At 44.3% G+C, this 16,308-nt stretch carries 9 protein-coding genes and 1 pseudogene; 5 read left to right on the top strand and 5 right to left on the bottom strand.

All coding sequences use genetic code 11. From position 1 onward, the window contains the following. Positions 1-70 precede the first annotated feature (70 nt). The 3 genes from NXV01_RS09380 (at position 71) to NXV01_RS09370 (ending at position 4,204) form a co-directional block, all read left to right on the top strand. Positions 71-1,474: a PTS galactitol transporter subunit IIC gene (locus NXV01_RS09380; protein ID WP_259022246.1), complete on the top strand. Its 1,404-nt coding sequence runs from the start codon at positions 71-73 to the stop codon at positions 1,472-1,474. Between the two features lie 24 nt (positions 1,475-1,498). Beyond that, positions 1,499-2,419 carry a 5-dehydro-4-deoxy-D-glucuronate isomerase gene (gene kduI, locus NXV01_RS09375; protein ID WP_148366599.1) on the top strand — a complete coding sequence of 307 codons (921 nt, stop codon included), beginning with the start codon at positions 1,499-1,501 and terminating at the stop codon, positions 2,417-2,419. Positions 2,420-2,686: 267 nt separating this feature from the next. Continuing rightward, on the top strand, positions 2,687-4,204 hold the full coding sequence (locus NXV01_RS09370; RefSeq protein ID WP_167511836.1) for an MFS transporter: 1,518 nt from the start codon (positions 2,687-2,689) through the stop codon (positions 4,202-4,204). A gap of 394 nt (positions 4,205-4,598) precedes the next feature. Here NXV01_RS09370 and NXV01_RS09365 read toward each other — a convergent pair whose 3' ends face one another. The 5 genes and pseudogenes from NXV01_RS09365 to NXV01_RS09345 all read right to left on the bottom strand — a co-directional run bounded on the left by NXV01_RS09365 (position 4,599) and on the right by NXV01_RS09345 (position 12,853). Then, the gene (locus NXV01_RS09365; protein WP_259022245.1) at positions 4,599-8,090 is read right to left on the bottom strand and encodes a DEAD/DEAH box helicase; all 3,492 of its coding nucleotides are present in this window, start codon (positions 8,088-8,090) and stop codon (positions 4,599-4,601) included. Continuing rightward, positions 8,053-8,889, bottom strand: coding sequence for a twin-arginine translocase subunit TatC (gene tatC, locus NXV01_RS09360; RefSeq protein WP_167511837.1), 837 nt, complete (start codon positions 8,887-8,889; stop codon positions 8,053-8,055). The genes NXV01_RS09365 and tatC overlap by 38 nt, the downstream gene beginning before the upstream one ends. 11 nt (positions 8,890-8,900) lie before the next feature. After that, entirely contained in the window at positions 8,901-9,119 is a 219-nt protein-coding gene (locus tag NXV01_RS09355) for a twin-arginine translocase TatA/TatE family subunit (protein ID WP_117934729.1), read from the bottom strand. Between the two features lie 197 nt (positions 9,120-9,316). After that, positions 9,317-11,858: pseudogene (locus NXV01_RS09350) on the bottom strand (bifunctional UDP-N-acetylmuramoyl-tripeptide:D-alanyl-D-alanine ligase/alanine racemase). After that, the gene (locus NXV01_RS09345) at positions 11,834-12,853 is read right to left on the bottom strand and encodes a GSCFA domain-containing protein (protein ID WP_259022244.1); all 1,020 of its coding nucleotides are present in this window, start codon (positions 12,851-12,853) and stop codon (positions 11,834-11,836) included. The pseudogene NXV01_RS09350 and the gene NXV01_RS09345 overlap by 25 nt, the downstream one beginning before the upstream one ends. Positions 12,854-13,020: 167 nt before the next feature. On the opposite strand from NXV01_RS09345, the gene dxs reads away from it, so the two are divergent. Both dxs and trkA read left to right on the top strand, forming a co-directional pair. Continuing rightward, entirely contained in the window at positions 13,021-14,925 is a 1,905-nt protein-coding gene (gene dxs, locus NXV01_RS09340; RefSeq protein ID WP_217722044.1) for a 1-deoxy-D-xylulose-5-phosphate synthase, read from the top strand. Position 14,926: 1 nt separating this feature from the next. After that, positions 14,927-16,267 (top strand): Trk system potassium transporter TrkA, encoded by a 1,341-nt coding sequence (gene trkA / locus NXV01_RS09335; RefSeq protein ID WP_009000401.1) that lies wholly within the window; start codon positions 14,927-14,929, stop codon positions 16,265-16,267. Positions 16,268-16,308 lie beyond the last annotated feature (41 nt).

The raw sequence follows: 16,308 nt of genomic DNA, 5'->3' as shown, positions 1-16,308 counted from the left end.
GTTTACAACTAATACCCTCTGGGGGAAACACAGGTAATTTATCATTAAAACAGAGAAAAAATAGAACAGAATGGAAGAAGTATTCAAGTACATTATCGGTCTTGGAGCGGCAGTGATGATGCCGGTCATTTTCACAATCTTAGGAGTATGTATCGGTATTAAATTCTCTAAAGCGCTGAAAAGCGGTTTATTGGTAGGTGTCGGTTTCGTCGGTTTATCGGTAGTCACAGCGTTGCTTACCAGCAGCCTGGGCCCTGCACTAAGTAAAATGGTAGAAATCTACGGATTGGAACTGGGTATTTTCGACATGGGATGGCCCTCTGCAGCAGCAGTTGCCTACAACACATCTGTCGGTGCTTTTATTATTCCGGTTTGTCTGGGTGTTAATTTGCTGATGTTGCTTACTAAAACAACCCGCACTGTCAACATCGACCTTTGGAACTACTGGCATTTCGCCTTTATCGGAGCGATCGTTTATTTTGCTTCCGACAATATCTTCTGGGGATTTTTCGCTGCAATCATCTGCTACATCATTACACTGGTAATGGCGGATATGACTGCTCCCGCTTTCCAAAAGTTCTATGATAAAATGGAGGGTATCTCTATTCCACAGCCTTTCTGCCAAAGTTTTGTTCCGTTTGCTATTGTAATCAACAAACTACTTGATAAAATTCCGGGATTCGACAAACTGAATATCGATTCTGAAGGTATGAAAAAGAAATTCGGATTGATGGGTGAACCGTTGTTTCTGGGTATCGTTATCGGTTGCGGTATCGGAGCACTGGGTTGTGCCAGTTGGAAAGAAGTATTGGACGGTATTCCGGGGATTTTAGGATTAGGAATCAAGATGGGTGCGGTGATGGAGTTGATTCCACGTATCACCAGCCTTTTCATCGAAGGTTTGAAACCGATTTCTGACGCTACCCGTGAGTTGATCGCTAAAAAATATAAGAATAACACCGGTTTGAGCATCGGTATGAGCCCTGCATTGGTAATCGGTCATCCGACTACGTTGGTAGTATCCCTGCTTTTGATTCCTGTAACGATCTTCCTGGCCGTTATCCTTCCGGGCAACCGTTTCTTACCGTTGGCTTCTCTGGCAGGTATGTTCTACTTATTCCCGATGATTCTGCCTATTACAAAAGGTAACGTAGTGAAATCATTCATTATCGGTCTGGTAGCTTTAACAGTCGGACTGTATTTCGTCACAGGACTAGCAGGTTTCTTCACGCTGGCTGCCAAAGATGTATATGCTGCAACGGGTGACCCGACAGTGAATATTCCCGCCGGTTTCGAAGGTGGAGCACTCGATTTCGCTTCCAGCCTCTTCTGCTGGGGTATCTTTCACTTGACTTACAGTCTGAAGATTATCGGTCCGGCTATCCTTGTCGCGCTGGCACTCGGTATGGCTGTTTACAACCGTATCCGCATGACCCGGAATGACGCGAAAAATGCATCAACCAATAAAGAATAATATAAATCCTATAAAGAAAAGATGATGAAAAAATTAGCAATTGCAATGATGTTGGGTATCGCAGCGATGTCTGCTTCTGCCCAGGTGAATTACAAGATGCAAGTGGCTTGCAGTCCGCAAGACGTGAAAACGTATGATACAAACCGCTTGCGTAGTAGCTTCCTGATGGAAAAAGTAATGGTTCCGAATGAAATCAACCTTACTTATTCGATGTACGACCGTCTGATCTTTGGCGGTGCAGTACCTGCAACCAAAGAACTGGTTCTGGAAACAATCGATCCGCTGAAAGCTAAATTTTTCCTCGAACGCCGTGAACTGGGTGTTATCAACATCGGTGGCGAAGGTATTGTAACTGTAGACGGTAAAGAATACACGCTGAAATTCAAAGATGCCTTGTACGTAGGTAGAGGCAAGCAGAAAGTGACTTTCAAGAGCAAAGATTCCAGCAATCCTGCCAAGTTCTACATCAACTCGGCGACTGCTCACAAAGAGTACAAAACTCAACTGATCACTATTGACGGACGCAAAGGCTCCCTGAAAGCTAATTCATTCGCTGCCGGAAAGATGGAAGAAAGTAATGACCGCGTTATCAACCAGTTGATTGTCAACAATGTACTTGAAGAAGGCCCTTGCCAATTGCAGATGGGATTGACGGAATTGAAACCGGGTAGCGTATGGAACACGATGCCGGCACACACTCACTCCCGTCGTGTGGAAGCATACTTCTATTTCAACGTACCGGAGGGCAATGCTATCTGCCACTTCATGGGCGAACCTCAAGAAGAACGTATCGTATGGATGCAGAACGAACAGGCTATCATGTCACCGGAATGGTCTATCCATGCTGCTGCCGGAACAAGTAACTATATGTTTATTTGGGGTATGGCTGGTGAAAACCTCGACTATGGAGACATGGACAAGATCAAATATACAGAAATGCGCTAACCGTTGCGTATTCCTATTCATACATATAATCAATGATCCGAAAAACTTCATTCTTTTCTCTCGCAGGAGAAAGGGGTGAAGTTTTCCGGATTTTACATATTCTTCCCCCAAAGAACAAACACTTCGTTACCTATTATATAATAAGATGTAACAAAATCCATATATAATGCAACGAATAATACATGATTTTGACCAATTTTTACAAATAAAATTCAGTCGAAATGCCGACCTTTGTCAACGAAACAAAATCTATTTAAATCCATTATCATGAATGCATTTCAAAAAACAGGCGAAAAGATGACAAACTACAGGTGGACCATCTGTGCTATGCTATTTTTTGCTACTACAGTTAACTATCTCGACCGTCAGGTTCTCTCATTGACGTGGGACGAATTTATCAAACCGGAATTCCACTGGGACGAATCTCACTACGGTACTATTACTTCTGTTTTCTCCATTGTATACGCTATATGTATGCTGTTTGCCGGTCGCTTTGTCGATTGGATGGGAACTAAAAAAGGATTTTTATGGGCCATCGGTGTCTGGTCGGCAGGTGCTTGTCTTCATGCCGTTTGTGGCGTTATCACAGAAGCACAGGTAGGTCTGCATAGCGCAGCAGAACTGGCAGGTGCCACAGGAGATGTGGTAGTCACCATTGCTACTGTCAGTATGTACTGCTTCCTTGCTGCCCGCTGTATCCTCGCTTTGGGAGAAGCCGGTAACTTCCCCGCTGCAATTAAAGTAACTGCAGAGTATTTCCCTAAGAAAGACCGTGCTTACGCTACTTCTATCTTCAACGCCGGTGCTTCTATCGGTGCATTGATCGCTCCTCTTACCATTCCTATTCTAGCAAAAATGTTCGGTTGGGAAATGGCGTTTATCGTAATTGGTGGACTTGGTTTCATCTGGATGGGATTCTGGGTATTCATGTACGATGCTCCGTCGAAAAGCAAACACGTTAACCAGGCAGAGCTTGACTATATCGAACAAGACCAGCGCGAAGCTGGTAGTGCGCCGATGACAGACGAAAAAGATGAAAAGAGAATGAAATTCTGGCAATGCTTCAGCTACAAGCAGACATGGGCTTTCATCTTTGGTAAGTTTACCACTGACGGCGTATGGTGGTTCTTCCTTTTCTGGACTCCGTCTTACCTGAATACTCAATTCGGTATCAAAACTTCCGATCCACTAGGTATGGCATTGATTTTTACGCTTTATGCAGTAACAATGTTGTCTATCTACGGTGGTAAATTGCCTACTATCTTTATCAACAAAACAGGTATGAATCCGTATGCAGCCCGTATGAAAGCGATGTTGATCTTCGCCTTCTTCCCATTGGTTGTATTGTTGGCACAGCCGTTAGGCACAGTTTCTCCATGGTTCCCGGTTATTTTGATCGGTATCGGTGGCGCTGCTCACCAGTCCTGGTCGGCTAATATCTTCTCTACTGTAGGTGATATGTTCCCAAGAACAGCTATCGCAAGTATCACTGGTATTGGTGGTATGGCAGGTGGTTTCGGCTCCATGATTCTTCAGAAAGTAGCAGGTAACTTATTCGTATATGCTTCCGGAACAACGATGGTTGACGGTAAAGAAGTCGAAATGACGAAAGAGTTGCTGGAACAGGGAGCGCAATTCGTACACCCGGCCATGACATTCATGGGCTTTGAAGGTAAACCGGCCGGATATTTCATTATTTTCTGCGTGTGTGCAGTAGCTTACTTGTTGGGTTGGATCATCATGAAAGCATTAGTTCCGAAATACAAACCTATCGTATTGGATTAATTCCATATCAATAGATACTATCCATAAAAACAAAAGAGTAATCCGTCGCCGGATTACTCTTTTGTTTTTTAACCAATTATTCAAAAAATGAAAAAAATAAAAAAGCCTCTTCTCACGAAGAAGGCTTTTTAGGTTTACTTATCCTGCATCATCCTCCTGCAAAATATTTAAACGTAACACTTAAAACAGTGTTTTTGCATTCCTATAATGAAGTATAGTAAACGTTAAGATGAAAAAAAGGGAAGTCTCACGACTTCCACAATTCTTCTAACCTTAAATCTAAATCTCTATGAAAAAAACGTGTTGCAAATATAGGCGTTTGTTCAATATAGAGGTGTTAATGAATTGCATAAAGAGAGAATAAAAACTAACATCTGCAAAATGATGCAATTTTTCAGGAGCCTTCTATTAATTTTAATAAACTTTTGTAGAGTGGATTACGTTCCAAGAGTTCGGGAACTCCTGTGATGAACATCTGTTTCCTCGCACGGGTTAAGGCAACATTCAGTTTCCGGTCAATCAAAACACCCTCTTCTTCCGTCAGATTGGATAGAAATTTTAATTGATAAGGGTAGTTGACACAGAAGGAATAGATTATTACATCACGCTCGCTTCCCTGAAACCGCTCCACGGTGTCAACCAGAATGCGATTCAGAACCGGAATACCTACTGATTCTATTTCTTTTTTTATCAATGCTATCTGACTCCGATAAGGAGTAATGATTCCTAAGGTACGGGATTCGTCAAAATCCGACTGATGGTGTTCATAAATGCGAACGGCTAAATCTGCAACGATACGTGCTTCCGAATAGTTGATTTTGGCAGACGCTCCTGCTTTCTCCGGTACAGAAGGATAAAAGGCCAAACGGCAGATCGTGTCCGAGTCCTCTATTTGATGAGGTAGTCCGACAGGAATCAGACGACCTCCGTAAAAAGTACGATTGGCGAATAAGGCAACCTCCGGATGCATACGCCCCTGACGACAAAGCATATCATAGGAACGCTGAATAGCGGACGATGAACTGGCTGCCGTACAGCTCCGGTAAAGGCGTTCGAACAAAGAATCTTTCAGATTACTCAACCCGATAGACAGTAATGATTCATCATAGATTGCCGCCTGTTCGGTGTTTTGCTGAACAACGGCAGGCAGTTGCTTATGATCTCCAATCAATACAAACTTATCAATTGCATTTTTCCCGTCTTCTCCACGGGCACAAAGAATACCCAGTAACTGCGGCTCCAATATTTGAGTAGCCTCATCAATGATAGCCACATCAAAGTGTTTCAGACGAAACAGTTCCGGTTTACCGGAAATAGCCGCTACGGTCCCTACGATAATCCGGCAACTCCGAATACGCTCGTAGACCTCTGAACGACGGTTGCAAGAAGATAACTCATTTTCAATCAGATGCTCGCGATAGGCTTCATCACAGGATAATTCGCTTCCCACCCGGATAAAATCAACTGCCGGGGCAATGGAAGCCAACGACTTGCATACCTCATCAACCGCCCGGTTGGTATAGGAAAGCAAAAGAATCTGCGCATCCTTGTCTGCATGAAAGGTTTCTACCATTTTCTTCAAGGCGCACGAAGTCTTGCCCGTTCCCGGAGGTCCGATAAGAAGGAAATAATCCTGTGCGGCTTTTGCTTTCAAAGCAACTCGTGCAAAATCATCCTTCGAACAGGAAATGAGAGAATCCAATGATTCATCAAACCTCGGAGAACGCTGCGATAACAACAAATCCCGACGTTCCTGTGTGGCGGAAAGATAGGCATACAAGCCCTGATACATGGAACGGAATGTAGTATCCATGATATCATGTTCTATCGCATAGAGGCTTTCGGCAGGAAGCACGGATGGATTCTGCTGGGTAGCACGCAAACGAATACCAATTTCATTTTCTGTCAGGTATTCAATATTACCTTTGAAAACCATTTTATTGGTGACATTATCTGCATCACAATTCCGTTCATAAAGGATAATAGCATCTCCTTGACGGAAATTAGGAAGAAAAGTTTCACTTTCAAGAGCTCTATTTCCGATTATCTTACTTTCAGAGACTTCATTTTCAGTAATATCACTTCCGGTAGTCCCATTTACGGGGATCTTATTTGTCAAAGCATCCCCTGCTTTTTTCTTTTGAAAAAAAGAAAAAGTAAGTCCGGCTTTATGTTCATCAGCAGCATGATTCTCCTTTATTTTCAAATCATAAATGATTTCTCCGGCCTCACATTTCTCCGCCAACGTAGAGAGCCACAAAGAAGCTGCCCCTGTACGTCCTTCATAATCTACGTCACCGGATTTTGAGGTATAAAGTTCCTTTGTTATAAAGTTGTACACCGCATAGAAGTAATTCTTTTCCAATGAGGAAAGAGCTTTCAGCTTCGATTGGAAGTTATCAATAGAAGGACGCAGGTATGTTTCCCAGAAACGCCCTTTCAAGCCTCGTTCATTCAAGGTGGAAGCATTGATTTCTTCCAGTTTTTGTGACGTATACTCCAGGCTGTTTCGTAATTGGATGCCATATTCATCGGCTACAATCCGGTTACGCAAATCAATCACCCGGCGCACCATCGCCCACGAAGGACGGGAAGGATAAAGAAGCGGATAGCGGGTATAAAGCAAATAAGCCTTCACTTTCCGGTGATCCATTCCCATCGAATATTGCAATACCGCCTGATAAAGCAACATCTGTACCTTATTATTCTCTTTCGGTTCTACCTTGCCCCGGATAGCATACTCGTCCGCTTTACCGGATTTCATTTCGATGAAAGAAGACATATCCCGCTGCATATAGTCAAGACGTCCCTGAAGTCCGAGTGCCTCACAGATATAAGATGGTTCGAGCACGGCATCTGTTTTGTCAAGCTCATAGCCGGCTGCATGAAAGGTGTCATTTACTATTTCACGAATATGATCGAAGTGCAATTTGCAGTCTTCAAAGAATTGGCGTTCTTTCTCCTTGTCTCGTAAATCGGAACAGGCGGCCAGTTCAATAGGATAACGCCGGAAGGCTTTCTGCATACAGGTACGATAGTCTATCTCTTCGCTCTTTGCATGAATCCATTCGTCCAGAAAAAGGTTGGCTATATTTCCCAATAATAAAGGACGGGCATTTTCGATCGGTTGAAGACGGGAAAGAAAATAGTTGGCCGGATGGTGTCCGTAGTCACGGAAACACTCGGCAAGGGAACTGATGTCGAGCAAGTAATCCGGTTCGAGTACGATAAAAGAAGGGGTCAGGATTCCAGCTTCATCGATGGCTACATCCAATAAGTTGACTTGCGCATGACGCCAAAGCAGCTTGCACGTTTCTGCAAACTCTTCATTGATCTGGGGAACATTATAACGGACAAGGTATGGTTGCTCCGAAACTTCCTCCAAGGGAGTCACATACAGATATTGTTCGTCGGCATACTGGAAACAGACACGCATCCGCTGTACCCGTTCGCGGGCAGGAGGCGCAACCAAATAGGTGGCATCCGCACGGGGAAGCAACCGATATAGTTTCGGAGGAATATCTTCTTCCAAGAGTTTACGGATAAAGAAAGCCAGAGTTTTCGCATCCCGCAAGAGTTGTTCCCGATTGGGCTCTTGTTGACGGTTCAGGATAGCATTTGAAGTTAACCGGAAGGTATGCAGCCGATTCTGCTCGGCAACAGAAAGACCCACCTTAGCCGACACAAAACTAATTCGTGCGGAAAGATCGGTCATCTGTAAACTTTCGTTTTGCATTTGCGCGCGACAAATGCGTTCCAGCAAGTCACGCATTTGCTTATATCCTACGGCAAGATAGGCGTCTTCTGCCCGGCAAACTGCTAAAAGTAATTCATAAGATTCTATCGCTTCACTCTTCGGACAGGGCAACGTCATCTCCAGCTTCATCTTCTACTTCCTCTTCGGTTTTCTTCTTGTCTTTTATCATCAAAATACTCATCTCGTACAACAGATAAAGTGGAATAGCTACGACACTTAAAGTGAAAGGGTCGCCTGTCGGAGTAATAATAGCTGCTGCTATCACGATAACAACCACCGCATGACGGCGGTATTTCCGCAGGAAGGACTTGTTCACCACTCCCATCAAAGAAAGCAGCCATGTAACCAATGGAAGTTCAAAAGCCAATCCCATGCAGAGAATCAGCATCATAAAATTATCTATATAGGAATTGAGTGACAAGATATTCTCCACTTCCGAGCTCAACTGATAAGTAGACAGGAAACGAAGTGTCAATGGATAAACCATAAAGTACCCCAGCAGAACACCGATGAAGAACATCAGCGTTCCAATAGTCAATGCTTTACGTACTCCTTTTCTCTCATTCGGATAAAGAGCAGGATTAATGAAACGCCATATTTCAAAGAAGAGATAAGGCATAGCTGTCACAACCGACATCCAGAATGCTGTCGACATGTGAATAAAAAATGGAGCAGCCAAGTTGATATTGACTAGCTTCACATAAAACTGTTGTGTAAAAAAATCATCGGTCAAATCAAATGTCTTCCCGATATGCCGTAATAAATCGTAGAATATGAAATCATTGTGGCAAGGTGCCAATATCACATGATCGAAAAGATAGGGCATAGCAATGAAGTAGCCTACCGCCAAAACAAACCAAATTCCGATCACCCGAAAAAGTACCTTACGCAGTTCATCCAAATGATCCCAAAAGGTCATTTCTGCCATCCGTACTTGCTTTACTTACCTGTGTCGGCAGGTTTATCCAGATCTTCTTTTGCCTTGTTTATTTCATCTTTTGCTTCGTTCACACCGTCTTTGAAGCTCTTCACGCCTTTGCCTAATCCGCGCATCAGTTCAGGTATTTTCTTTCCACCAAAAAGAAGAAGGATAACCAAAGCGATAATAATCCATTCGGACCCACTAGGCAAAAAGCCTAACAATAATAAGTTTGTCATAAGTTTATTTGATAAAGAGGTTTTTAATAGTTGCTGCAAATATAATCATTTTCACTACAGGTTACATGGATTAACACAGATTTTTATTCACCACAGAGGACACAGAGGGCACAGAGTCCTTTTTTCATAATACGCTGTCAGTATCTTCAGTATCTGATTTGTATCTTTGAAAAAAACTCCGTGTCCTCTATGGTGAATTAATCCTGATAATATACCCGCTTCACCCGTGTCGATATACTTGTCAGCACTTCATAAGGGATCGTATCCAGCTTATCGGACAACACCGTAATCGGCAGATCATCACCGAAAATGATGGCCTGATCGCCTTCCCGACAGTCAATGTCCGTTACATCTATCATGCACACATCCATGCAGATATTACCCACATAAGGAGCTTTCTTTCCATTCACCAGGCAATAGGCATTGCCACGTCCCAAATGACGGTTTAATCCATCCGCATAGCCGATAGGAATAGCTGCAATACGCGAAGGGCGTACCAGATGTCCCATCCGGCTATATCCCACCGTATCTTCCTGGGGAACATCTCGGATTTGAAGAATGGTAGTCTTGAGCGTGCTCACATTATGTATAATCGAATTGTCTATCGGGCTAACTCCATAAAGTCCGATTCCCAAACGTACCATATCAAACTGTGCATCGGGGAAACGTTCGATTCCTGCCGTATTGCAGATGTGACGGAGAATCTTGTGAGAGAAAGCGGCTTGCAATTCCTGCGAACCTTTCTCGAACAATTCAATCTGTTCACGGGTGAAAGCGTCGAACTGCGACGAATCACTTCCTACAAAATGAGAGAATACCGAACGGGGGATCACTGCACTCTGATTCTTCAGACGACGAATGAGCAATGGTATATCCTCTACCGCAAAGCCCAAGCGATGCATACCTGTATCCAGTTTCACATGAATCGGGAAGTTGGTGATTCCTTCTTTTTCTGCCGCTTTGATGAGCGCATCGAGCAGATGGAAATTATAGACTTCCGGTTCCAACTTATAATCGAACATGGTTTTAAATGCTGTAAGCTCCGGATCCATGATTATAATAGAGGCGGTAATACCTGCTTTGCGAAGTTCGGAACCTTCGTCAGCCACCGCCACTGCCAGATAATCGACATGGTGTTCCTGAAGGCTCTTGGCTATTTCATACGAACCGGCTCCGTAAGCGAATGCTTTCACCATACAGATTACTTTTGTTTCCGGATGGCGAAGCATGGAACGGTAATGGTTCAGATTGGCGACCATCGCTCCGAGGTTTACTTCAAGGATGGTTTCATGTACCTTCAATTCAAGCTCTTCGGATACCAAATCAAAGTTGAACACGCGCGAACCTTTTACCAGAATTACTTCCGAATGAAGTGATTTGAGAATGCCGGACGTAAGAAGTGCTTCTGTGTTAGGAAAGAAGTAGCGTTCGAGATCATCATCAAAACGAGCGGAACAGGAGGATATTTCCTGCCCTACACCAATCAGTTTATTTATTCCTTTACTCTGCACCAACTGGGCTACACGCCGGTAGAGCGTAGCGGTACTTTGTCCGGTTTCCAGTATATCCGACAGGATCAGTGTCCGCTTCCAAGCCTTTCTTTTCGGAACGGCGTACCAGAAAGTCGAGTGCAATATCCAACGATGCCAGGTCTGAATTATAACTATCATTAATCAATACGCAGTTATTCTTTCCTTCTTTCACTTCCAGACGCATGGCAATCGGTTCGAGACGGGCCATCCGTTCGGTGATCTGGTCGGCAGGCGTCATCAGGTAAAGACAAGCTGCCAGGCAATTCAGCACGTTTTCGATGGAAGCGTCATCGATGAAAGGAATACAGAATGTATTATCCATTTCCAGATAACGATAGGATATAACGGTATGATCTTCTTTCTTGATTACACGGCTGATATACAACGGACGTTCAATATCCTTACAGCTCCAGGCTATTTCACGTGCGGTCAGCATTGATTTTGCGACACAATTACTGATTAATTCGTTATCACCGTTGTAAATCACTACATCGCAGTCTTTGAAAAGCGTCAACTTCTCCATACACTTCTCTTGCAATGAGAAGAAGTTTTCCTGATGGGCACCGCCGATATTGGTCAGAATACCAATGGTAGGCTTTATCATTCGTTTCAAGGCTCCCATCTCTCCCATTTCAGAGATGCCGGCTTCAAAGATACCCAGTTCTGCTTCTTCTGAAAGCTGCCATACAGAAAGAGGAACTCCGATCTGCGAATTATAGCTACGCGGAGAACGGACGATACAACGATCCGGACTAAGTAACTGGTGCAACCACTCTTTCACAATGGTTTTCCCATTGCTTCCGGTGATACCGATCACAGGGATTTTAAATTTATCACGATGCGTTTCGGCAAGCTTCTGCAAAGCTTTCAGAGGATTGGGAACGATAAGGAAATTGAGAGTTGAGAGTTGAGAATTGAGAATTGGCTGCGCATCATCATCCTGCCCAGATTTCTCCATTTTCAAATCTCCATTCTCAATTAATTTAAAGTCTTCTTCTGTTATTACAAAATTGCGTACGCCCCGGTCGTATAATTCGGGGATATAACGGACTCCGCTATTTCGTTTGGTAGTTAAAGCAAAAAAGAGAGTTTCTTCCGGAAAACTCAAAGAGCGGCTGTCTGTTAACAGCCAATCAATAGTCGCTTTATGTTTGCCTATACGGCGGGCACCGATACTTTGGGCTATGGATTCAATCGCATATGACATAGTTCTGTTTCTTTTTGAAAATCTAAGTACGGGTATTTTCCGATAAGTCGTTCTATTTTTAACACTATTTGTCCTAAAAAGCGTTGATACGCCTCTGACTCGGGATGAAAGGGTTTATGTGCCAAGTCCCGGCGGATGTCCTGCACTGCTATGATAACCTGCTTTGTTTCAGTGGAAAAGAAGGTTTCGGAGAAGCGCTCCCACAGGTAACGAATCGCCAGAGGAGACGGATGCAGCATATCGTCAGCATAGAAGCGATAATCACGCAATTCGTCCAATATGATCTCATAAGAGGGGAAGTAGAACACTCGTTCCGGGAACAGTTGCTGCAACCGGTCGATGGCGAGCAACAAGGTAGATTTGCTTAATTGATTGGCGTGCATCCCGTCGCGTATATGACGGATCGGGCTGACTGTAAACAGCCATTTTAATTTCGGGTTCCGGGCGGCCATTTCGGTGATGAGTGCTGTATAATCTTCTACAATTTCTTCAACAGTAAGCCGGTAACGTAAGAAGTGGTTTTCCGGCAGTTGATGGCAGTTGGCTACCACTTGTCCACTCTCTTTTTGTTTATAGACGTAGGCAGTGCCCAGAGTTACCATTAGCCAGTTCAATTCCGGCAGTCTTTGATGGGCGTGATGAAGACGGGCATTTATGGTATGCAATGTTTCTTCGGGCGTAAAAGCTGAAAAAGAGCCGTGATGCATCGGACTATGCCATAAGTCTTTGTAGGCAAACAAATCCTGACTGGTATATTCTTTATTTCCTATAATCTCTCTCAAAGCGGATGAGATGGACAAAGGATTATAAAGGATACCAAAAGGATTCAGATCCAGCTGAAACCCGGCATCTGTTAATTGTCTCCCGATATTTTCCGCAAAACAGGAGCCCATCAGAAGAATACGATCTGCATGACTGACAGGCGGCATCCCGGCAGGCAATTCTACAGATGTTTGAAAGTTCATACGATTTTCCATCATTTCATTACGTTTCATATGCAAAAGTAATCAAAAAACAATTTCCTACCTCTTTTTCCTCACGATTCAATAATCTTAGGGGGTACGGAAAAACAGATACGTCTCTATGCCGAATAAGATTTTATAAAAAAAAGGAGGCCGAATATACTTTCTTTTCGTATTTTTGCACTAAATTTCCTCGAATCATGAAGAATGAACCGATATATAACTTGCTAAACACTATCAATTATCCTGAAGACCTGCGAAAACTAGACGTGGAGCAACTGCCGGAGGTATGTAGTGAACTAAGGCAAGACATTATTAAAGAACTCTGCTGCAACCCGGGGCATTTCGCTGCCAGTCTGGGAACTGTGGAGCTGACCGTAGCTTTGCACTACGTCTACAATACACCTTATGACCGTATTGTATGGGACGTGGGACATCAGGCATACGGCCACAAAATACTGACAGGACGCCGTGAAGCCTTTTCTACGAACAGGAAACTCGGAGGAATCCGCCCTTTCCCGTCTCCGGAAGAAAGCGAATATGATACTTTCACGTGCGGACATGCTTCCAATTCTATTTCTGCAGCTCTCGGTATGGCTGTCGCAGCCGCCAGAAAAGGAGATGCCAAACGCCATGTAGTAGCCATCATAGGCGACGGTTCCATGAGTGGCGGACTGGCTTTCGAAGGACTGAACAATGCATCCGCCACGTCGAACAACCTGCTCATTATCCTGAATGACAATGACATGGCTATTGACCGTAGTGTAGGAGGCATGAAGCAGTATCTCTTTAACCTGACAACTTCCAACCGCTATAATCAGCTACGTTTCAAGCTCTCGCGCATGCTGTTCAAGCTCGGCATCCTAAACGAAGAACGCCGCAAAGCGCTTATACGTTTCGGGAACAGCCTGAAATCAATGGCTGCACAGCAACAGAACATTTTCGAAGGGATGAATATCCGTTACTTCGGTCCGATAGACGGACACGACGTAAAGAATCTGGCAAGAGTATTGCGCGACATCAAAGATATGCAAGGACCTAAAATCCTGCATCTGCATACTATCAAAGGAAAAGGATTCGGACCGGCAGAGAAGCACGCTACCGAATGGCATGCTCCCGGCAAATTCGATCCGGTCACCGGCGAACGTTTCATTGCTAACACTGAAGGAATGCCTCCGCTTTTCCAGGATGTATTCGGAAATACATTGGTAGAGCTTGCCGAAGCCAATCCGAAGATTGTCGGTGTCACTCCTGCCATGCCTAGCGGCTGTTCAATGAACATACTGATGGAGAAAATGCCCAAACGCGCGTTTGATGTAGGCATTGCCGAAGGACATGCGGTTACTTTCTCCGGTGGAATGGCCAAAGACGGATTGCAACCATTCTGCAATATCTATTCTTCTTTTATGCAACGGGCGCATGATAATATCATTCATGACGTAGCGATTCAGAATCTCCCTGTTGTTTTGTGCCTCGACCGCGCCGGACTGGTTGGCGAAGACGGTCCCACTCATCACGGAGCTTTTGATATGGCGTGTTTGCGTCCGATCCCCAATCTGACGATCAGTTCGCCCATGGACGAACACGAATTACGTCGCCTGATGTATACGGCACAATTACCGGACAAGGGTCCGTTCGTGATCCGTTACCCTCGTGGACGCGGTGTATTAGTAGACTGGAAGTGTCCATTGGAAGAGATTCCGGTGGGAAAAGGACGAAAACTGAAAGAGGGCAACGACCTTGCGGTTATCACTATCGGACCGATAGGAAACATAGCTGCCCGTGCCATCACCCGGGCAGAAGCTGATTTCGGTCTGTCGATCGCCCATTACGATTTACGTTTCCTGAAACCGCTGGACGAAGAGCTGTTACATGAGGTAGGACGCAAATTCCAACGTGTCCTGACTATCGAAGACGGGATTATCAAAGGCGGGATGGGTAGTGCTATCCTTGAATTTATGGCAGACAACGAATACAAACCAACCGTGAAGCGTATCGGTATCCCTAATATATTTGTAGAGCATGGTTCAGTGGCCGAACTATATCAACTGTGCGGCATGGATGAAGAAGGGATTCTGACTAAAATAAAAGAATTTATCAATTGACATGAAGATTATTATTGCCGGTGCCGGCAACGTAGGCACCCATTTGGCCAAGCTGTTATCGCGCGAGAAGCAAGATATCATCTTGATGGATGATGACGAAGAGAAACTAAGTGCTCTTAGTGCCAATTTTGACTTGCTGACTGTTGCCGCTTCTCCTTCTTCCATCTCCGGATTAAAGGAAGTGGGCGTCAAAGAAGCCGACCTGTTTATCGCAGTCACACCGGACGAAAGCCGTAACATGACTGCCTGTATGCTGGCTACCAATCTGGGAGCTAAAAAGACAGTGGCACGTATCGACAATTATGAATATCTTCTGCCCAAAAATAAAGAGTTTTTCCAGAAGCTGGGAGTAGATTCGCTGATTTACCCGGAAATGCTGGCTGCCAAAGAAATCGTATCTTCCATGCGTATGAGCTGGGTACGCCAATGGTGGGAGTTTTGTGGAGGTTCTCTGGTTCTGATTGGTACGAAGATGCGCGAAAAGGCTGAAATCCTGAATATACCGCTGCATCAGCTAGGCGGTCCTAACATACCTTATCACGTAGTAGCCATCAAACGCGGAACGGAAACGATTATTCCGCGTGGAGACGATGTCGTTAAATTGCATGATATTGTTTATTTCACCACTACCCGCAAGTATATTCCTTATATTCGTAAGATAGCCGGCAAGGAAGATTATGCCGACGTACGCAATGTGATGATTATGGGGGGAAGCCGCATCGCAGTCCGTACCGCACAATATGTGCCGGACTATATGCAGGTGAAAATAGTTGATAATGACCTGAACCGTTGTAACCGCCTGACAGAGTTACTGGATGATAAGACAATGATTATCAACGGAGATGGCCGAGACATGGATCTGCTCATCGAAGAAGGACTAAAGAATACCGAAGCATTTGTTGCTCTGACCGGTAACTCGGAAACAAATATTCTAGCCTGTCTCGCCGCTAAACGTATGGGAGTGGAAAAGACGGTGGCAGAAGTAGAGAATATCGACTATATAGGTATGGCGGAAAGTCTTGACATCGGTACTGTTATCAATAAAAAAATGATTGCTGCCAGCCATATCTACCAAATGATGTTGGATGCCGACGTGTCTAATGTGAAATGTCTTACTTTTGCCAATGCGGACGTTGCTGAATTCACTGTACCGGAAGGTGCTAAAATCACCAAACACCTGATTAAAGACCTGGGACTCCCGAAGGGAACTACCATCGGAGGAATGATCCGCAACGGAGAAGGTATCTTGGTGACGGGTGATACACAAATCCGTCCCGGCGACCATGTAGTCGTATTCTGTTTGAGTATGATGATTAAAAAGATTGAGAAGTTCTTTAATTAAGTATTAAGTATCAGGTATTAAGTATTAACCGTGGCAACCCA

It is taken from the genome of Bacteroides sp. BFG-606, assembly GCF_024788145.1.
Taxonomy (GTDB): Bacteria; Bacteroidota; Bacteroidia; order Bacteroidales; family Bacteroidaceae; genus Bacteroides; species Bacteroides vicugnae.
The sequence above is the reverse complement of the archived record's forward strand: the minus strand, read 5'-3'. Positions and strand labels throughout refer to the sequence as shown.